The following is a 16834-nucleotide window of genomic DNA, read 5'->3' on the forward strand; positions in this document are numbered from 1 at the left end:
AATAGCATGAAAATCATAGAGACTATTTCTAACACTCGATTGCTTATCTTAATGACCGCACTGCTGATGGTGAGTGGTATTTCTGCGTTCATGACGTTGCCACGTGCAGAAGACCCAGTAATCATCAACCGTTACGCGAACATTACTACCAGTTTCCCCGGAGCCAGTGCCGAGCGTGTTGAAACCTTGGTAACAGAAGTTATCGAGAACAAGCTGCGTGAGCTGAGTGAAGTTAAACTCGTGAGCTCAACCTCAAGACCGGGCGTGTCTATTGTCACCTTAGAATTGAATGACACCATCACCGAGCCTGAGCCGGTTTGGTCTCAAGCTCGTGACAAACTATCTGACATCGAATCCATTTTACCTGCGGGTTCTCATTCTCCCGATCTCGACAGTGACCATACCTATGCTTTCACAACCATCGCATCTCTAACCTGGTCTGGTGCAGGCGAGCCTGACAGGTTAACGCTGGGTCGTTATGCCAAAGAACTCGCTAAGCGACTAAGAACTTTGTCGGGTACCGAGTTCGTTGATGAATATGGGATGCCACAAGAAGAGATTCAAATCAGTTTGCGTACTGCCGATGCAGCGGCGTTAGGGCGCTCAAGTGCCAATATTGCTGAGTCGCTCGAAGGGGCAGACGCCAAGAACTCCGCCGGTGAATTGGTCAGTGCTTATTCTCGCTTTGGCTTAGAAATTAAATCTGAACTCGATTCTATTGAACGCATTAAGCAAGTGCCAATAGCCACTGATAGCAATGGTCACATCATCCGTATGGAAGACATTGCTTCGGTGAAACGTGGTGAGAAAACCCCACAAGACCAGATTGCCATTATTGATGGTGAGCCGGGTGTGATTGTCGCGGCAAGAATGCACCCTGATCTGCGAGTCGATAACTGGACGTCGCGAGCCAACGCTCTAATTGGGAAGTTTGAGCAAGAGTTACCGAGTAACGTTAAGGTGACGGTACTCTTTAATCAGCAAGGCTATACCGAAACACGCTTGGACGATTTGGGCAAAAGTTTGATGATCGGTTTCGTGCTGATCTTGATTGTGTTGTTTGTCACTTTAGGCGTGCGTGCCGCGATCTTAGTGGCGATTTCTCTGCCGTTAACCTCATTACTGACCCTGTCGATCATGAAAATGACCGGTGTGCCGATTAACCAAATGTCGGTGACAGGCCTAATTGTGGCGCTCGGGATCATGGTGGATAACGCGGTGGTGATGGTTGATACCATTCAGGCGTATCGTTTGAAAGGGCAACAACGAGCAGAAGCGACCATGAATGCGTTGAAGCATTTATGGGTGCCGTTGTTAGGTTCCACTTTGACTACCGTTTTGGCGTTTGCACCAATCATTTTGATGCCGGGCGCATCGGGTGAATTCGTTGGCGGTATTGCGATTACGGTGTCTTTCTCGTTGATCGGCTCTTACATTATTTCACATACCTTGATTGCTGGCTTGGCGACCAAGTTATTACCGAAACAACTCAGCGATGTTGATAAGAAGGGGCAGCATCATTGGTACATGACGGGCTTAAGAATTCCTGCACTAACACGTTGGTTCTCGTCTTCTGTTCGCTTTGGTGTAACGCATCCAATCATCACTATTGCTTTGGTGTTGTTGGTTCCGTTTACGGGTTACTGGAGTATGTCCCAATTAACGGAGCAGTTCTTTCCGCCATCAGACCGAGACATGTTTGAGATTCAGGTTTACATGCCGCCGCAAGCGAGTATTTACGCCACCAAAAAAACCTCTGAAAAAATCGACGATATCATTCATCGTTACCCTGAAGTGGAACGCATTGATTGGCTCGTGGGCGCGAACTTCCCATCGTTCTATTACAATCTGCAAGCAAGGCAAAACAACGCGCCTTACTTCTCGCAAGCGATGGTGAAAACAGAGAACTTTGACCAAGCCAATGCGCTGATTCCTGAGTTGCAAAAGGTGTTGGATGAAGAGGTGCCTGAAGCTCAAATCTTGGTACGAAAGCTTAACCAAGGGCCTCCATTTACTGCGCCAGTAGAGTTGCGTGTGTATGGTGAAAACCTCGATACGTTGAAAGCGATTGGTGAGGATGTGCGATTGATTTTGGCGGGTGTTCCTCATGTGACGCACACAAGGGAAACGCTGCAACCGGGTACTCCGAAGGTGTGGTTGAAGGTCGATGAAGACACCGCAAAGCTGAACGGTATTTCATTGAACCAGTTCGCAGGTATGCTGCAAACTACGCTGACAGGTCGTGAAAGTGGCTCTGTGATTGAAGGCAGTGAGTCGGTACCAATCCGTGTTCGTGTAGCAGATGAGGCGCGTGAGAACTTAGCGCATTTAAGCAATATCCGTTTGCCGATAAGCTCAGATGTCTACTCGACAGGTATTAACGTATCGACACTGGCTGAACTTGAATTGACGACTAGTCGTGGTGCGATTACTCGTCGTAACGGGCAGCGTGTGAATACCATTGAGGGTTACATTGAAGCGGGTGTTTTGCCTCAAACGGTACTCAATGAATTCCAAAAACGCTTAGCAAGCTATGAGATGCCATCGGGTTACACGATTGGTTTTGGTGGTGAATCCGCGGAGCGAGACAATTCAGTCAACAGTCTTATCTCGAATGTCGCCGTTGTGGTGGTATTGATGGTGTTGGTGGTGGTGATGTCGTTCAACTCGTTCCGAATGAGCAGCATCATCTTCATGGTAGCAGGATTGGCTGGTGGACTAGGGCTGTTGTCGGTGTGGATCTTCGGTTATCCGTTTGGCTTTACGGTGATCATCGCCATGCTCGGGATTGCAGGTTTGGCGATCAACGCGGCCATTGTCATTCTGACCGAATTGAAACTCGATAAAGAGGCTTCCTCTGGGAATGTTGATGCGGTCGTTGAAGCCGTGATGTCGTGTACTCGACATATCAGTTCAACCACGATTACAACCGTGGGAGGCTTTATGCCATTGATCATCGCTGGCGGTGGTTTCTGGCCTCCGTTTGCGGTCGCTATTGTGGGCGGTACAGTATTAACCACCCTTATCTCGTTCTACTTTGTACCTGTGGTTTATCACTTGATGACTCGAAATCAGCGAAAATCCATGACTACTCAAGCGGCATAACTGTTTTTCAATTTAACTACTCTTCAATTGCCCATAATCGAGCCGTATCTGGCTCGATTATGGTGTTGTTATTCTCGATAAATTCATCCTAATTCCTACCTTTTTGTTGTGCTTTTCACCGTTATTACGCCCTCAATTAGTCAAATTCTCCTTTCTGTTAGCCACAATATTCTTTCTGTTAGTCATTATATTCTTTCAATTCGTCACATTAGTGCATCGATGAATGCTTGATTATCTTTTTGGTGAATGGGTGTGGGTTTTGAATAATCTAACCAGTGAATACCTTGTAAATGGTATGTGAATTCACAATTTTGACGGGCGTCACACTTCTATTTATTCGCTCTTTCTAATGTACCTTGAACTTGCCCTGAGCTTTAGTGGTGAGTGAGTGTTTATCTACTTTTTCTAAATCCCTTGTCAGTACTGGCTCTATCCGTGTGGCACGCAATTGATGTGTGTCTTAATCGCTTACTGCTTCTTAGTTTTCGTCTTCATAAATGGAAGGTTAGTTTCCAAGTTTGTTTGGTGAGCTTTCAATTTCAACTCTTCATAATGCGCCAAATGTAACAATGTATTTCAAAGTGTAACAATTAAGTCATGTTTTCTGTGTGGTTTTAACCCAGTAGTAACGAGCCTTATTGCATTGCTTTTTGAGATGCGGCGTTTCACATGCTCAACACATAAATATTCTAATGACCATGACAACCAGTACTCGGGCGTTCGTTCTGAGGCTGGATAACCATCGAGAAAGTTAATGGAAGCTTCAAGATATAAACGCATTTTATCGAGAGCAAATCTGTCGAGGATTGGTTTGGTGGGAACCGTCCTGATGCTCGAAGGATGTAACTCCGCATTGCTCGACCCAAAAGGTAGCGTTGGCGTTCAGGAAAAGGAGCTGATTATTACGGCTCTGTTGCTGATGCTGATCGTCGTCATCCCCGTGATTCTGATGACCATCTACTTTGCCTATAGATACCGCGAAAGTAATACCACAGAAGAGTATGCACCTGACTGGGCGCACTCAACCAAGATCGAAGTGGTGGTATGGACGATTCCAATCATCATCATCGCGATTCTAGCCACCATCACTTGGCGAACAACACACGAATTAGAGCCATCAAAGCCTCTGGTGAGTGACGTTAAGCCTATGGTGATCGAAGTGGTCTCTCTGGACTGGAAGTGGCTGTTCATCTATCCGGAGCAAAACATTGCGACGGTTAACTATGTTGCGTTCCCGAAAGATGTACCGGTGACGTTTAAGCTAACTTCAGACAACATCATGAACGCGTTCTTTATCCCGCGTCTTGGTTCGCAGATCTACGCGATGCCAGGAATGGTGACTAAGCTGAATTTGATCGCGAACCACGAAGGTGACTTCAAGGGTTTTGCATCGAACTACAGTGGTAAAGGGTTCTCTCAAATGAAATTCACCGCATCAGCCATGCCTGATCAAGTGGCGTTTTTAAACTGGGTGGAGAAAGTGAAAGCAAGTCCTGATCGTATTGAAGATTGGGAGCAGTTCCGTTCATTGGCCGCGCCAAGTGTGGCTGAACCTGTGACTCTGTTTTCTAGTATCCCACCATTTTTATTCACTGATGTCGTGACCCAGCACCCTGGTTCAATGAACTGTTTGCCGGAAACCCAAGGATAATCGTCATGTTTGGAAGATTAACTCTAGACTCAATTCCCTACCACGAACCCATTATTTTGATCACCTTAACCATGATCGCTTTAGTGGGTAGTTTAGTGGTGTATGCGGTAACAAAAGCCGGTAAGTGGCAATACCTATGGAATGAATGGTTTACGTCTGTAGACCACAAAAAACTAGGCTTCATGTACATTGCGGTCGCGATGGTGATGTTAGTTCGTGGCTTCGCCGATGCGGTCATGATGCGCAGTCAGCAATTGCTTTCTGCAGCTGGTGAGACTGGCTATTTACCGCCACATCACTACGACCAAATCTTCACGGCTCACGGCGTGATCATGATTTTCTTTGTCGCGATGCCTCTGGTTATCGGCTTGATGAACATCATCGTGCCGCTGCAAATTGGCGCTCGTGATGTTGCATTCCCTTATCTGAATAACTTGAGCTTCTGGCTATTTGTGGTGGGTATTATCCTAACCAACATGTCGCTTGGCTTGGGTGAGTTTGGCCGTACGGGTTGGTTGGCGTATCCGCCGTTGTCTGGCATTGAGGCGAGCCCGGGAGTCGGGGTCGATTATTGGATATGGGCACTGCAAATATCCGGTGTGGGTACCACGTTAACGGGTGTGAACTTCTTCGCGACTATTTTGCGCATGCGTACTCCATCTATGCCAATGATGAAGATGCCAGTGTTCACTTGGGCATCTCTGTGTGCCAACATCCTGATCATCATCTCTTTCCCAATCCTAACGGTCACCATCGCGTTACTGACTTTGGATAGATACATCGGCACGCACTTCTTCACCAATGACCTTGGTGGCAACGTGATGATGTATGTGAACTTGATTTGGGCATGGGGACACCCTGAGGTGTACATCCTAATTTTGCCTATCTTCGGTGTGTTCTCTGAAGTAACTGCAACCTTCTCTCGTAAAAAACTGTTTGGTTATACCTCGCTGGTATGGGCGACGGTGGCTATCACTATTTTAGCGTTTGTGGTTTGGCTGCATCACTTCTTCACCATGGGGTCTGGCGCCAATGTGAATGCCTTCTTCGGCATCGCGACCATGATTATCTCTATCCCAACCGGGGTTAAGATCTTCAACTGGTTATTCACCATGTACAAAGGTCGTATCCGCTTCACCACGCCAATGATGTGGACAGTGGGCTTCCTAATCACCTTCACCGTTGGTGGTATGACGGGCGTATTGATGGCGGTTCCGGGTGCGGATTTCATTCTGCATAACTCGGTATTCCTGATTGCGCACTTCCACAACGTAATCATCGGTGGCGTGGTCTTCGGCTGTTTTGCTGCAATTGGTTACTGGTTCCCGAAAGCGACCGGATTCACTCTGAACGAGCTTTGGGGAAAACGCGCATTCTACTGCTGGATCATCGGTTTCTTGATGGCGTTCTTGCCGCTTTACGCTCTTGGTTTTATGGGCATGACGCGTCGTTTGAGCCAAGACATTAACCCTGAGTTCTTCCCACTACTGGCGGTTGCGGCTGCAGGTACGGGCGTGATTGCGATGGGTGTGGTGTGTCAGTTCGTTCAGATTTACGTGAGTGTTCGTGACCGAGACCAAAACCGAGATCTAACCGGTGACCCGTGGGGCGGACGTACCTTTGAATGGGCAACGTCTTCACCACCGCCGTTCTATAACTTTGCAAAACTGCCTAAGGGCGATGAGATCGATTCGTTCTGGTATCAAAAGCAAAGTGGCGAGTTTGATCCAACTCAGGAAGAAGAATACGAACGTATTCACATGCCGAAGAACACACCAACAGGCATTTATGTGTCTGCATGGGCGTTGGCATTTGGCTTCGCAATGATCTGGTACATCTGGTGGCTAGCGGCTGCAAGCTTAGTGGGCATCGTGGTGACGTGTATTCAACACAGCTACAACGACGATGTGGACTACTACGTAGAAGTTGAAGAGATCAAAGCGATTGAAGCGGCTCGACGTGCGCAGCTTGCAGAAGCGAAAAAACAGTCAGTGAAAGGCGATCATTCTGGTCGTGGTAACAGCGCTGACAGTGGTAATAACGACAATAAAGATGACTTGGAGACGACGTATGCAAGCTAATACTCCGTCACACACTTATGATCTTGCACATTCGCATGATCATCACCACGAAGCTGCGGGCAACAAGTTGTTTGGCTTCTGGGTTTACTTGATGAGTGACTGTGTCCTGTTTGCCACGCTTTTCGCGACTTATGCCGTGCTTGAGAGTGGATCAATTGCAGGGCCGACAGGTAAAGACATCTTTGAACTGCCGTTCGTGTTTGTCGAAACCATGATGCTGCTGTTCAGTAGTATCACATTCGGTTTTGGCATGATTGCGATGAAGCGCAAAGACGTGACCGGACTGAAGCGCTGGATCAAAGTGACTTTCGTATTGGGCTTAGCCTTTATCTGTATGGAAGTGTATGAGTTCCATCATTTGATTGCAGAAGGTTATGGCCCTCAAGAAAGTGCATTCCTTTCTGCGTTCTTTACCTTGGTTGGCACACACGGTTTGCACGTAACGTTTGGCCTGATTTGGATGGCGGTGGCGTACCACCAACTTTCAACCAAAGGCTTGAACGACAACATGTCGATGCGCTTCCAGTGCTTGAGCTTGTTCTGGCACTTCCTTGATATCGTTTGGATTTGTGTATTTACCATCGTGTACTTAATGGGGGTGATGTAATGGAACAGCATCTAGACAGTGGTGCAACGGATTATGTGAAAGGCTTTATTGCGTCACTGATTCTGACCATTATTCCGTTCTACATCGTGTGGGCGCATGTGTTACCAAGCACAGAGACTTACGTGATCTTGTTCGGCTGCGCGTTGGTGCAAATCTTTGTGCACTTCAAGTACTTCCTACATATGGAAGCGAAATCTTCCGATGGGCGTTGGAACTTGGTGTCACTGATGTTTACCGCCATTGTTGTATTGATTCTTATCGCTGGCTCGGTATGGATTATCTACAACATGAACGTCAACATGAAGTTGTAGGCTAAGGTATGCTGAAAAGATATCTGTCTATCACCAAACCGGGCATCATTTTCGGTAACCTGATTTCTGTTGCGGCGGGGTTCTTCCTCGCCGCAAAAACAGAACCAGCCAGTGCGATGTTGTTACTGACGACATTAGCGGGTGTAGGGCTTGTGATTGCATCAGGTTGCGTTGTGAACAACATCTTTGACCGAGACATCGACCAGAAGATGAAGCGCACACAAAACCGAGAATTGGTTCAGGGCAACATCAATACAGATGTCGCGTTCGTCTATGCTTTGGTTTTACTGCTAGCAGGCACAGCGCTGCTGTTTCAGTTCGCTAATCCGATCTCTGCGGTCATGGTGTTGCTTGGCTATGTGTTTTACGTCTTTTTCTACACCATGTGGTACAAGCGTACATCGGTTTACGGCACTTTAGTCGGCAGTATTTCTGGCGCGGTTCCGCCGTTAGTGGGCTACTTGGCGGTGACGAATTACATCAGTCTGGAAGCGGTTTTGTTGTTTGCGATGTTCTGTTTATGGCAAATGCCACATTCGTATGCGATCGCGATGTTTCGTATTCAAGACTATCGCGATGCGGGTATTCCCGTGTTACCGGTGAAAGAAGGCGTCGACAAAGCACATCAGCACATGAAAGCGTATGTGGTGGCGTTTGGCGCTGTTGCACTGGCGTTGTTCTTACTCGGAGAAGCGGGTTATGAATACCTAGCGGTGTCGGCGGCAGTTTGCTTTATGTGGACTAAAGTGACATTCCGTAAGGTCGATTGCCTCAACTACATTCAGTGGTCAAAGACAGTGTTTAAGGTGTCCTTGTTAGTGGTGATGAGCATCAGTGGTGTGCTAGGGCTGGAGTTGATTCCATTGCCTGCAATTTTTTGATTTAAGTTTGTCGTTGAACCCTCAATGTTTGAAGTCCGAGGGTTTGACGACTTTTTATTGTTTGTTTTTGTCGTCTGTCTTATTTTTCTTTGCTGCTCCCCCTTTAACTATTCAGCCTTGAATTACTTAGGTTTTCACTATTACCCCTCAAAAATATCATTGAACCAAGCTTCTAATTGCTCGCGTTTATCTTGCGGTCCGTTGATGACGACTAAACGTTGTAAGTTTGCTTGATCCCAAGAAATTGTGCCGTTTGCCAGCGCATCGAACACATCTAACTCTGTGATCAGAAGTAAATCTTCCTCGGTTGGCAATGTATCTCTTCCTGAAACTTTGACACCTTTAGCAAAGTTGATTTCGCTGTAGTGGCCTTTAATCGCTTCAAATAGGTTGAACTCAATCTTGTTTGGATGCTCTTTGCCAAGTGCTGCTTGGATTGCAAAAAGGCGGAAATGGTCAGGCTTATTTAAATTGCCAAATTCGTCATCTTGTCGTGCATTAATGATGTTGCCAAATACTTCGAGTGAGCCCGGTTCGGTGATCAAGCTAAGCCCAGTATCCTGATGTAGGCCGCAGGCAAAAACCAGAGATGAACTGAGTGAAAGTAGCAGAGCGAAACGTTTTAGCATCTAGAAACCTTAAATTGAACGAGTAAATTTCCCATCACGTCATCATTAAAGTTGATGTGAGCGGATGAGATTAAAAAATACACAATAAGCAATAAGCAATAAGCAAAAGGGACCACGAGGGTCCCTATGTTTATCCGCTTGCTATCCTAGCGAGCCGTTAACTAACGTGCATCAGTTAACGAACGATAAGCATGATCTCTTCAGGAGACATTGATTTATCGAAGTAGCTCATGAATAGGCCAAAGGCTTGAATGTCGCCATTCGAGAACTTAAACGCGCCAGACTGCATGTTGGTACCAATCACTTGTTGAGCATTTGGACCTGCCATCAAGATTTGGTTCAATATTTGACGAGAAGTGTTGATTTGAACATCTGCGCCTTCTAGTGCTGTTTCATGAAGCTGTGCAATACCGTTACGAACTTCGATAGTGAATGATTCATTCGTATCAGAGAAGTTGTACGTTAGCGCAGTGTTCACATCTAGCGTGTTTTCTGCGATTAGCGTCGACGTCATCATATCGAAGATTTGCTTACTTGGTAGGGCCGTTAGTACGTCTACAGAAGCAAAGCTGATCATGTTAGAGAAATCACGAGTACCTTCTAGTTCAGCTGCAGCATTCAATGCCCAGTTGCGCCAGTTGATGTTCACTTGATCGGCAGACCATGCTTTGTAAGCTTGTGCTTTCAGTAAGCGTGCTTCCATGTCATCTTTGTTTACCGTGATTGGGTAAGAAAGAATCTCTGCTGCAAAGGTGTAGTTCTCTGCTTTCATCGCCGCTTTTGCTGTGTCGATGATGTTGTCACGACCGCCCATGATCTCTACGAATGCTTTAGCGCGTTGCTCGTAAGCCATTGGCTCTAGCTGCCATGGATCCGCTTCGAAGAAACCGTTGTAACCTACGTAAATCTGGCGAACGGCGTGTGCAACAGTGCCGTAGTGCTCACCTAACCAAGGGTGTTCTGCAAGGTGCTTAGGAAGTTTAACCACTTCAACTAGCTCGTCTGGCGTCATACCTTTGTTCATGTAACGGATTGTTTGGTCATGCGTGTATTGAATCGCATCACGGTAGGCCGTTAATACGTCAGATACCGCTTCTTTACCTTCAACAGGACGACCGTGAGAGTTAATCATGATCTCAGTGTCGAACTTACGCATTACGTCGATGCCCTTGAACCACATTGATGGGTCACGGAATTTAGTACCACGGATGGTGTGAAGGTTAGGGAAGTTCTCACCTTGAAGTACTTCAGCCGCGTGCAGGATTTTTTGCTCTGGGAAGTAAACCACTAACTCATCTTTAGTTTCAGATGGCACGTTCTCGATGTGCATCTTAACGCCAGCAATTTCGATTTCGATGTGGCTTTGGCTTGGTACAAGCAGGTTTGGTTCAATGAACGAGATAGCACCTTGCATGAAACGTGGACCAAGGCCGTCGTTTACTGTGCCGTGCTCACCTTCTTCTACGTGCTTAGCACCTGTGTAAGAAGTACGGTGACCAAATAGAGTACCTAGGTTTGAAGACCAGTTAGCCACTGCTGCGGTTAGGCCTTCTTCAGCGATGATTTTTACTTCGCCTGATGCTACTTCTTCATCAGTCACCCATGCACGCACACCAGAGATGTGGTCGATGTGGTTGTGAGAATAGATGATGGCTTTAACCGGCTTGTCTGTGATTTGACGGAACTGTTCTTTAACCGATTGAGCCATTTCTACCGACTCGCCTGGATCAACAATGATGATGCCGTCCGTACCTTCGATCATGACAGGAGTGTCTAGACCGAAGCCGTAACCAAGATAAATATTGTCATCCACTTTGATGATTGCTTGGTCCATTTTACGACCGTGCTTGGTGAGGATTGGATGAACGTGATCAGATTCTTCTGTGTAAGCCAGAGAGTCGCCCGTTTTCGATACAACTTGGATGCGCTCGCCTTTGCCCCAGAATAGGTTTGACTTGTGTTCGAATAGAACCTCGCTCTTGTAGCGAGCATCAAGGTCAATGTTTTGGTATTGCGCAGCATTTGCTGTCTGAAGTTCTTGGCCTACTTTCGATGTCGCTTCTACAGTTGGAGTTGCAGATGCAAAACCAGAAGCAAATAGAGCGCTCGCAACAGCAACAGGAAGTGCCATTTTTTTGAATGTATTAGTCATGGTAGTGACCTTATATTTGGATACAGGAATTGGATTTCTTGAGTCAAATAATAGAGATGGGAGAGGTCGCTATCTACGCGCTAATAGGATATCGATATATCGTTTTTTCGATGATTTATTTAACCAATGATTGTATTGACGATTTATTTTGATCTAAATCAATTAATAAGTGGGGCTTGTGACAGATACAAAAATGCCCTGAAATTCAGGGCATTTAATTTGGAACTAATGGCTGTTATATAAGTGTTTACCGAGAACCTGAGTACTTACCGAGAACCTGAGTACTTACCGAGAACCTGAGTACTTACCAAGCACCTGAGTACTTACCAAGCACCTAAGTAAGACTTGTAAGATTGTAGGCGAACCGTTGCTGCGCCGATTACATCGATGAAGCCCCAGAACGGATGCGGCTTCTCAGCCGAGATCCAAGCCGCGCCAGTTGAACCAATAGGGATGTTGTAACCTTCTGGTTCGATGATCTCAAGTACGATAGTACGACCTAAAGCATTACCGTTTCTTACTACGTGTTGACCGACACTTTGTGGCCCCTGAAGTGGAGAAATACTCGACTCACCGGTACCGGCATTAAAGCTGTGTACTTTTGCTCGGAACACGTGCCCCGGGTAGGCATCAACGAAGAACTCAGCGAAGTCTCCTACTTGAACATAGCCATAAGTTTGGTCTGAAATGCGCATCTCAAGGAACTTTTTGCTGGTGTTGTAGAGGTGCATGTTACCCATGACAGAACCTTCAGCAATATTCACTATCGATACCTGACCGTCAAATTCCGCTCTAATGGTTTTCTTCTCTTGCGCCCAGTTCACTTTTTGTAGATCGGCTTTTAACGACACAAGTTCAGCATGCAGCACTCGAAGATCGGAGTCGTACTTTTCTACGTCACGCATATTGAAGATTTCAGGTGACGTTTCAGCACGCTCTAAGTCGCGAGTCATTTGCTTGATTTCTTCTTCTTTCTGAACAATTGAAGATTCGATCTTTGCTTTGTCTGCGGCAGAATCGATGTCGACGAGCGTGTAGATTATGTCGCCTTCTTTAACCATTTGGTTGTGATCAACAAGCACTTTGTCGATCTGCTGGCCGAAGATAGGTGACATAACCGCGTGTGGTGCTTTCACTGTGGTCGAGTTCGTTAAATCAACCGGTGCCCATAAGCGAGAGATTACCGCTAATACCGCAAGAATCGTTACACCGCCAATGGCAGCCCAGGTATAGTTTTTGAAGTTCTTCTTAAGTGCGCCTGTCGCAAACAGTGACCATACAATTAGGATGTATGGAATCATCATCTCTTTCATTATGCGACCTCTTTTTCTGTAGGGGATGGTTTTGTTGGAGTTTTTTCTTCTGAAGCCTGTTCTTCTGAAGATTGCTCTACTGGAGACTGTTGTGTTTGAGATTGATTTGTTTGAGACGGCTCTGTTACCGATTGTTCAGGTGATACGTGGACAGCGGCTGTCTCTGTATTGGTCGCGTCTTGTTTAGGCTGTACACCACGGCGAATCACATCACTCAGTGATTGACCAATATGCTTCCAGTTCGCCAATGCGATAACCAAAGCGATAACCCAGAATGTTTTGCTGATGAAGAGCCCGCAAAGTGACAGTGCAAACACGATTTGTACGTGAGCGCTTTTGTGCTCTTTTGCTTTATGCACTCCCAGTTCATGCAATTGCCACATGCCGTAAACACCGGCTAATACCACAGCAATGGTCACTGAGAACAAGTAACCAGAGAAGTACTCCATCTGGAAGAAGTTCATCATCATTTCATTGGGATGATTGTTGAATTGAGACATGTCGATGTCTTTAGAATGGATAGTGCCTAACGGTGCAAGAGCCCATGCACCAGCAAACATCACCGCCATAAACAGGCAGAATTTAATCAAGACCATAGCAACGGCCCAGATCTTCTGGAAAACGATTTTTATAAAGTTCATATCTCAACCTACATCAATAAGTAGAGAGAATTTGCAGCCTAGAAGTCACCTTTAATGACATCTTAAAAAGTAGATGTCTATTATGTGGGTAGATTGGTGCTCATAATAAACAAAAGTAACAGATGATATTTAAAGTGATATTGCTCAGTCCAGACAACCGATTCTCGGTATCAAGAAGCGAATATGCTCCTCTACAAATCAATTCTTATTGTTAGCCTGAAACGCAGGTTGAATGACGATGCACTGTTGAACGAAATATTAGGCTCGTTCTTTTAGCTACTGTCTTCTTTACGTGTAAACCTCGTCTGTCGAGGGGATCTTCCATGGCAATTGACATAGTGTTGTAAAACATTTGTCAGCATTCTGTTTGGGCTAAGAATTGATTTGTTAGCAGGATAATAGGAAGAGTTTTGAGCAGTATCTACCCAGAATTACGATTTGATAATATCGTAATTACGATTAGTAGTTATAACTCTAAATCGGTAGGTCGATTTATTTGAAAAGGCTCATATACAGATAGAAAACATTGTTCATTAACTTGGTTTGGATCAATGAAATGAATAATAAAAGCATCAATAAGCAATTTGGTGGAATTAATCTTTTTACACGCTTCTTACAATAAAAGGAGTAATAGAAACGAATGATGGATGACAGATAACTGATAATAGATTTTTGAACACTGGAAAAATAGGTTTCTGTTTACGGTAGAGCGCTGGATTCGAAATATTGTAGCTTTAATTCCTCAAATGTATATCTCAATGTCGCTGAACACAGTGTCATGATAAACGAGACAATATCGTATTGTTTATGTTCTATTGAATATGTAATCTAACCCAATCAAATGCGATGTTGATTGGGGATAAAACATTGCAGTTGAAGAACAGATAGAGAAAGACCTAGCGGATAGCTAGGCCTTGATGTTGTGCACGAGTGAGGCCATGAATCAGGCACTGTGCGTTACTCATAGATAATCGACGAAAAGTCGAGACTGCCGCTTTACAGGAAGCGGTAGTTCGCTTGCATACCAAAGAAGTGCGCGCTGTTATCATAAGCGCCTTGAACATTGATAACTTGCCCCTTCGAGTAATTAAGCTCAGGCTCGTCCAGATCAATGTAATCGTAGTAAGCGCGCAGTTCCCAGTTCTTATTGAGCGCATAGGTGGCACCGGCGCCAATACGTTTGGTTTCGCCTACAGGAAGATCCATATATTGATGAGTTGCGTCATCTTGAGGCGAAGTCTCGTAGCTGATGCCTGTTTCTAGTCGCAAGGTTGGGGTGATTTGGTAATGAGTACCTATGGCTAGGTTCCACACATCGTCAAAGTTACGGTCGACAACTTTTACTGAATTATCATTGATGTCTAGCGTGAGGTCAGTCCAAGTTGATAGGTCATACCAAGTCACACTCCACAGCATGTCCCATTGGTCATTGACGGCGTGCACGCCGCTAATTTGGATGTGTTGAGGCATGACAAAGTCGAGCCCAACATCACGCTTGGTGTCGCTAGCCGAATGTTGAAGATCCCCTTCACCGTAATGAGCAAGTTCAGAGCGGTAGATAAAGCCAAAACGGTGTTGTTCGTTCGGTTGGTAAAAGGCACTAAGAGAGTAGCCAACCGTGAAATCATCCGCGTCTGCTTCGAATAAGTGTTCAGAACCAATGTCGCCAGTGCCGATAAAAGGATTCAACTCGCCGTTTGCAGTGAGGTATTCCGCATTGACTGAGGCACCCAACGAAAGCTGCTCATTCACTTTGTAAGATATCGAAGGCATTAGTTGAACAGTCATGAATTCAACATTCTTTAATAAACGCTGCCCAGAAAAGTTATCACCATAATCGATCCCTGAACCACCTTGAGAAGCCAAAGCAAAGCCAGCGTGAAATTTGTCGTTGATAGGGGTGACAAAGTAGAAGCTTCCTACCGGAGCCCAACCACCAGCATCAATGTTACTGTCAAAACGCTCTGTTGGGTCTGTGTCTGAATAGTTGATGTCTGTGTAGAGGCCTGCCAGATTGACGGTGAGTTCAGGGTTTTCTAGCTGAGACATAGCTGCAGGGTTAGTCCATGCGGTTAACGCACTTTCAGCTAACGCTGCCGATCCTGCGCCTGCGGTACTTGCGTTGAGAGAACCAAGTTCAGGAAGAAGGTGAGCCGCAGCCAGTGCTGGGTTTGAAAGCATCGCGTTACTCGTCATCATCGCAATAGTGATGGCAAGGTAGTGTTTTTTCATGGGGAAACCTATTAAGAAACTAATTACGCGGGATGTTAGTGTCTCAATTTGGGACTTTAAATGAGGGATTCTTATTTCATTCTATCGCTTTTACGATAGCATAGTACTCATGGTCGCCTAACGAGTAATGATATATGAGCAACGACATCCCCAACTTCAATCTACTTGCCGTGTTTTCTGCGGTGATGGAGCAGGGCAGTTTAAGTAAAGCTGCGGATCAACTCAGTACCAATCAATCGACCATCAGTACCGCGTTAGCTCGCCTAAAAAAAGAGATTGGCCAAGAGCTTTTTGTTCGTAAAGGAAGAGGTGTTGCGCCTACGTCTTATGCGCAAAGCTTGTATGAACAAATTAAAGCGCCGATCAATGAACTTAATGGCGTGTTTCAGTCGTTGGCTAATTTTGATGAGCAATCCTCTGAACGTAAGTTTGTGATCTCTGCGCCTGAGCACTTACAGTGGGTGCTGCTTAATAGTTTCGCGGCGCTTCCCAATCAAAATTTGTCGTTAGAAGTGTTTGATCAACCAGACAGTGATGAGCGCATTTACGAAGATCTTTTGACGCAAGAGTTCGATGCGATGATCGATATTGTGGTGCCTGAACACCCAAGTATCGTCAGTGAAACACTTTATGAAGGCGAGTTTGTGATCGTGTGTCGAGCTGATCACCCACGAATCCAAGGTGAAATCAGCGAAGCTCAGTTCCTAAGTGAAAAGCATGCCGTATTAGACAGAACACGACGCAAAGTTCGCAGTTTGAATCACTACACATCTTTGGATCTGTCCCAACGTAAAATCGTATTTCATGGGCGTTCACTATTCAGTAATATCTTGCTGTGTAGCCAATTTGATTACATTACAGTGGTGCCTTTATCAATGGCCGTGCAGTTCCAAGAAAAGTTAAGTTTGCAGCTGTTCAAGCCGCCTTTTGAATATCAGCCGATGTCTCACTACCTGATTTGGTTGAAGAAGCAGAACAGCGACCCCGCTCATAAATGGTTTCGAGAGCAAGTGATTAATACGTCTGATGCGATGTCTAAAACGCTTAAAGATAGGCGTTTGCGGTTTTAATTGAGAGTTTAATTCTAGGGAAGCATTGGCTTCCCTTTTTTGTGTCATTGAGTTCGTGTTAGTCATAAATGTCATAACAAAAAATTATCACATTGAGAATTTTTGATAATTTCCTTAATTCCTCGCTGAATCGTATTATTTCACTCAGAGATTAGTGGATA

Annotated in this window: 12 protein-coding genes; 7 read left to right on the top strand and 5 right to left on the bottom strand. The window is 45.5% G+C overall.

The window, feature by feature from the left end:
- The first annotated feature begins 6 nt into the window (after window positions 1–6).
- The 6 genes from M4S28_RS06260 to cyoE all read left to right on the top strand — a co-directional run bounded on the left by M4S28_RS06260 (window position 7) and on the right by cyoE (window position 8636).
- On the top strand, window positions 7–3105 hold the full coding sequence (locus tag M4S28_RS06260; RefSeq protein WP_249632520.1) for an efflux RND transporter permease subunit: 3099 nt from the start codon (window positions 7–9) through the stop codon (window positions 3103–3105).
- 754 nt (window positions 3106–3859) lie between these two features.
- A complete protein-coding gene (gene cyoA, locus M4S28_RS06265; RefSeq protein ID WP_081324494.1) occupies window positions 3860–4756 on the top strand; it encodes a ubiquinol oxidase subunit II in 897 nt (298 codons plus the stop codon).
- Between the two features lie 5 nt (window positions 4757–4761).
- A complete protein-coding gene (gene cyoB / locus M4S28_RS06270; RefSeq protein WP_017095211.1) occupies window positions 4762–6837 on the top strand; it encodes a cytochrome o ubiquinol oxidase subunit I in 2076 nt (691 codons plus the stop codon).
- Entirely contained in the window at window positions 6809–7444 is a 636-nt protein-coding gene (gene cyoC, locus M4S28_RS06275) for a cytochrome o ubiquinol oxidase subunit III (protein ID WP_080967339.1), read from the top strand. Before cyoB ends, cyoC begins: the two co-directional genes overlap by 29 nt.
- The gene (cyoD, locus tag M4S28_RS06280) at window positions 7444–7755 is read left to right on the top strand and encodes a cytochrome o ubiquinol oxidase subunit IV (protein ID WP_004736302.1); all 312 of its coding nucleotides are present in this window, start codon (window positions 7444–7446) and stop codon (window positions 7753–7755) included. Before cyoC ends, cyoD begins: the two co-directional genes overlap by 1 nt.
- 8 nt (window positions 7756–7763) lie before the next feature.
- Window positions 7764–8636 carry a heme o synthase gene (cyoE, locus tag M4S28_RS06285; RefSeq protein WP_249632521.1) on the top strand — a complete coding sequence of 291 codons (873 nt, stop codon included), beginning with the start codon at window positions 7764–7766 and terminating at the stop codon, window positions 8634–8636.
- Between the two features lie 140 nt (window positions 8637–8776).
- Here the strand turns inward: cyoE and M4S28_RS06290 are convergent, their stop codons facing one another.
- From M4S28_RS06290 to M4S28_RS06310, 5 genes are all read right to left on the bottom strand, one after another.
- Window positions 8777–9265, bottom strand: a complete 489-nt coding sequence (locus tag M4S28_RS06290) for a hypothetical protein (RefSeq protein WP_249632522.1) — start codon at window positions 9263–9265, stop codon at window positions 8777–8779.
- Between the two features lie 175 nt (window positions 9266–9440).
- The gene (locus tag M4S28_RS06295) at window positions 9441–11417 is read right to left on the bottom strand and encodes an alkyl sulfatase dimerization domain-containing protein (protein ID WP_249632523.1); all 1977 of its coding nucleotides are present in this window, start codon (window positions 11415–11417) and stop codon (window positions 9441–9443) included.
- A gap of 323 nt (window positions 11418–11740) precedes the next feature.
- Window positions 11741–12730: an efflux RND transporter periplasmic adaptor subunit gene (locus M4S28_RS06300; RefSeq protein ID WP_004736298.1), complete on the bottom strand. Its 990-nt coding sequence runs from the start codon at window positions 12728–12730 to the stop codon at window positions 11741–11743.
- The gene (locus tag M4S28_RS06305) at window positions 12730–13371 is read right to left on the bottom strand and encodes a magnesium transporter (protein ID WP_102494554.1); all 642 of its coding nucleotides are present in this window, start codon (window positions 13369–13371) and stop codon (window positions 12730–12732) included. The genes M4S28_RS06300 and M4S28_RS06305 overlap by 1 nt, the downstream gene beginning before the upstream one ends.
- Before the next feature lie 996 nt (window positions 13372–14367).
- Window positions 14368–15603, bottom strand: coding sequence for an OmpP1/FadL family transporter (locus tag M4S28_RS06310; protein ID WP_249632524.1), 1236 nt, complete (start codon window positions 15601–15603; stop codon window positions 14368–14370).
- Between the two features lie 134 nt (window positions 15604–15737).
- Here M4S28_RS06310 and M4S28_RS06315 point away from each other — a divergent pair, with 134 nt between their 5' ends.
- Window positions 15738–16673: a LysR family transcriptional regulator gene (locus tag M4S28_RS06315; RefSeq protein WP_249632525.1), complete on the top strand. Its 936-nt coding sequence runs from the start codon at window positions 15738–15740 to the stop codon at window positions 16671–16673.
- Window positions 16674–16834 lie beyond the last annotated feature (161 nt).

It is taken from the genome of Vibrio sp. J383, from assembly GCF_023503985.1.
Lineage (GTDB): Bacteria > Pseudomonadota > Gammaproteobacteria > Enterobacterales > Vibrionaceae > Vibrio > Vibrio splendidus.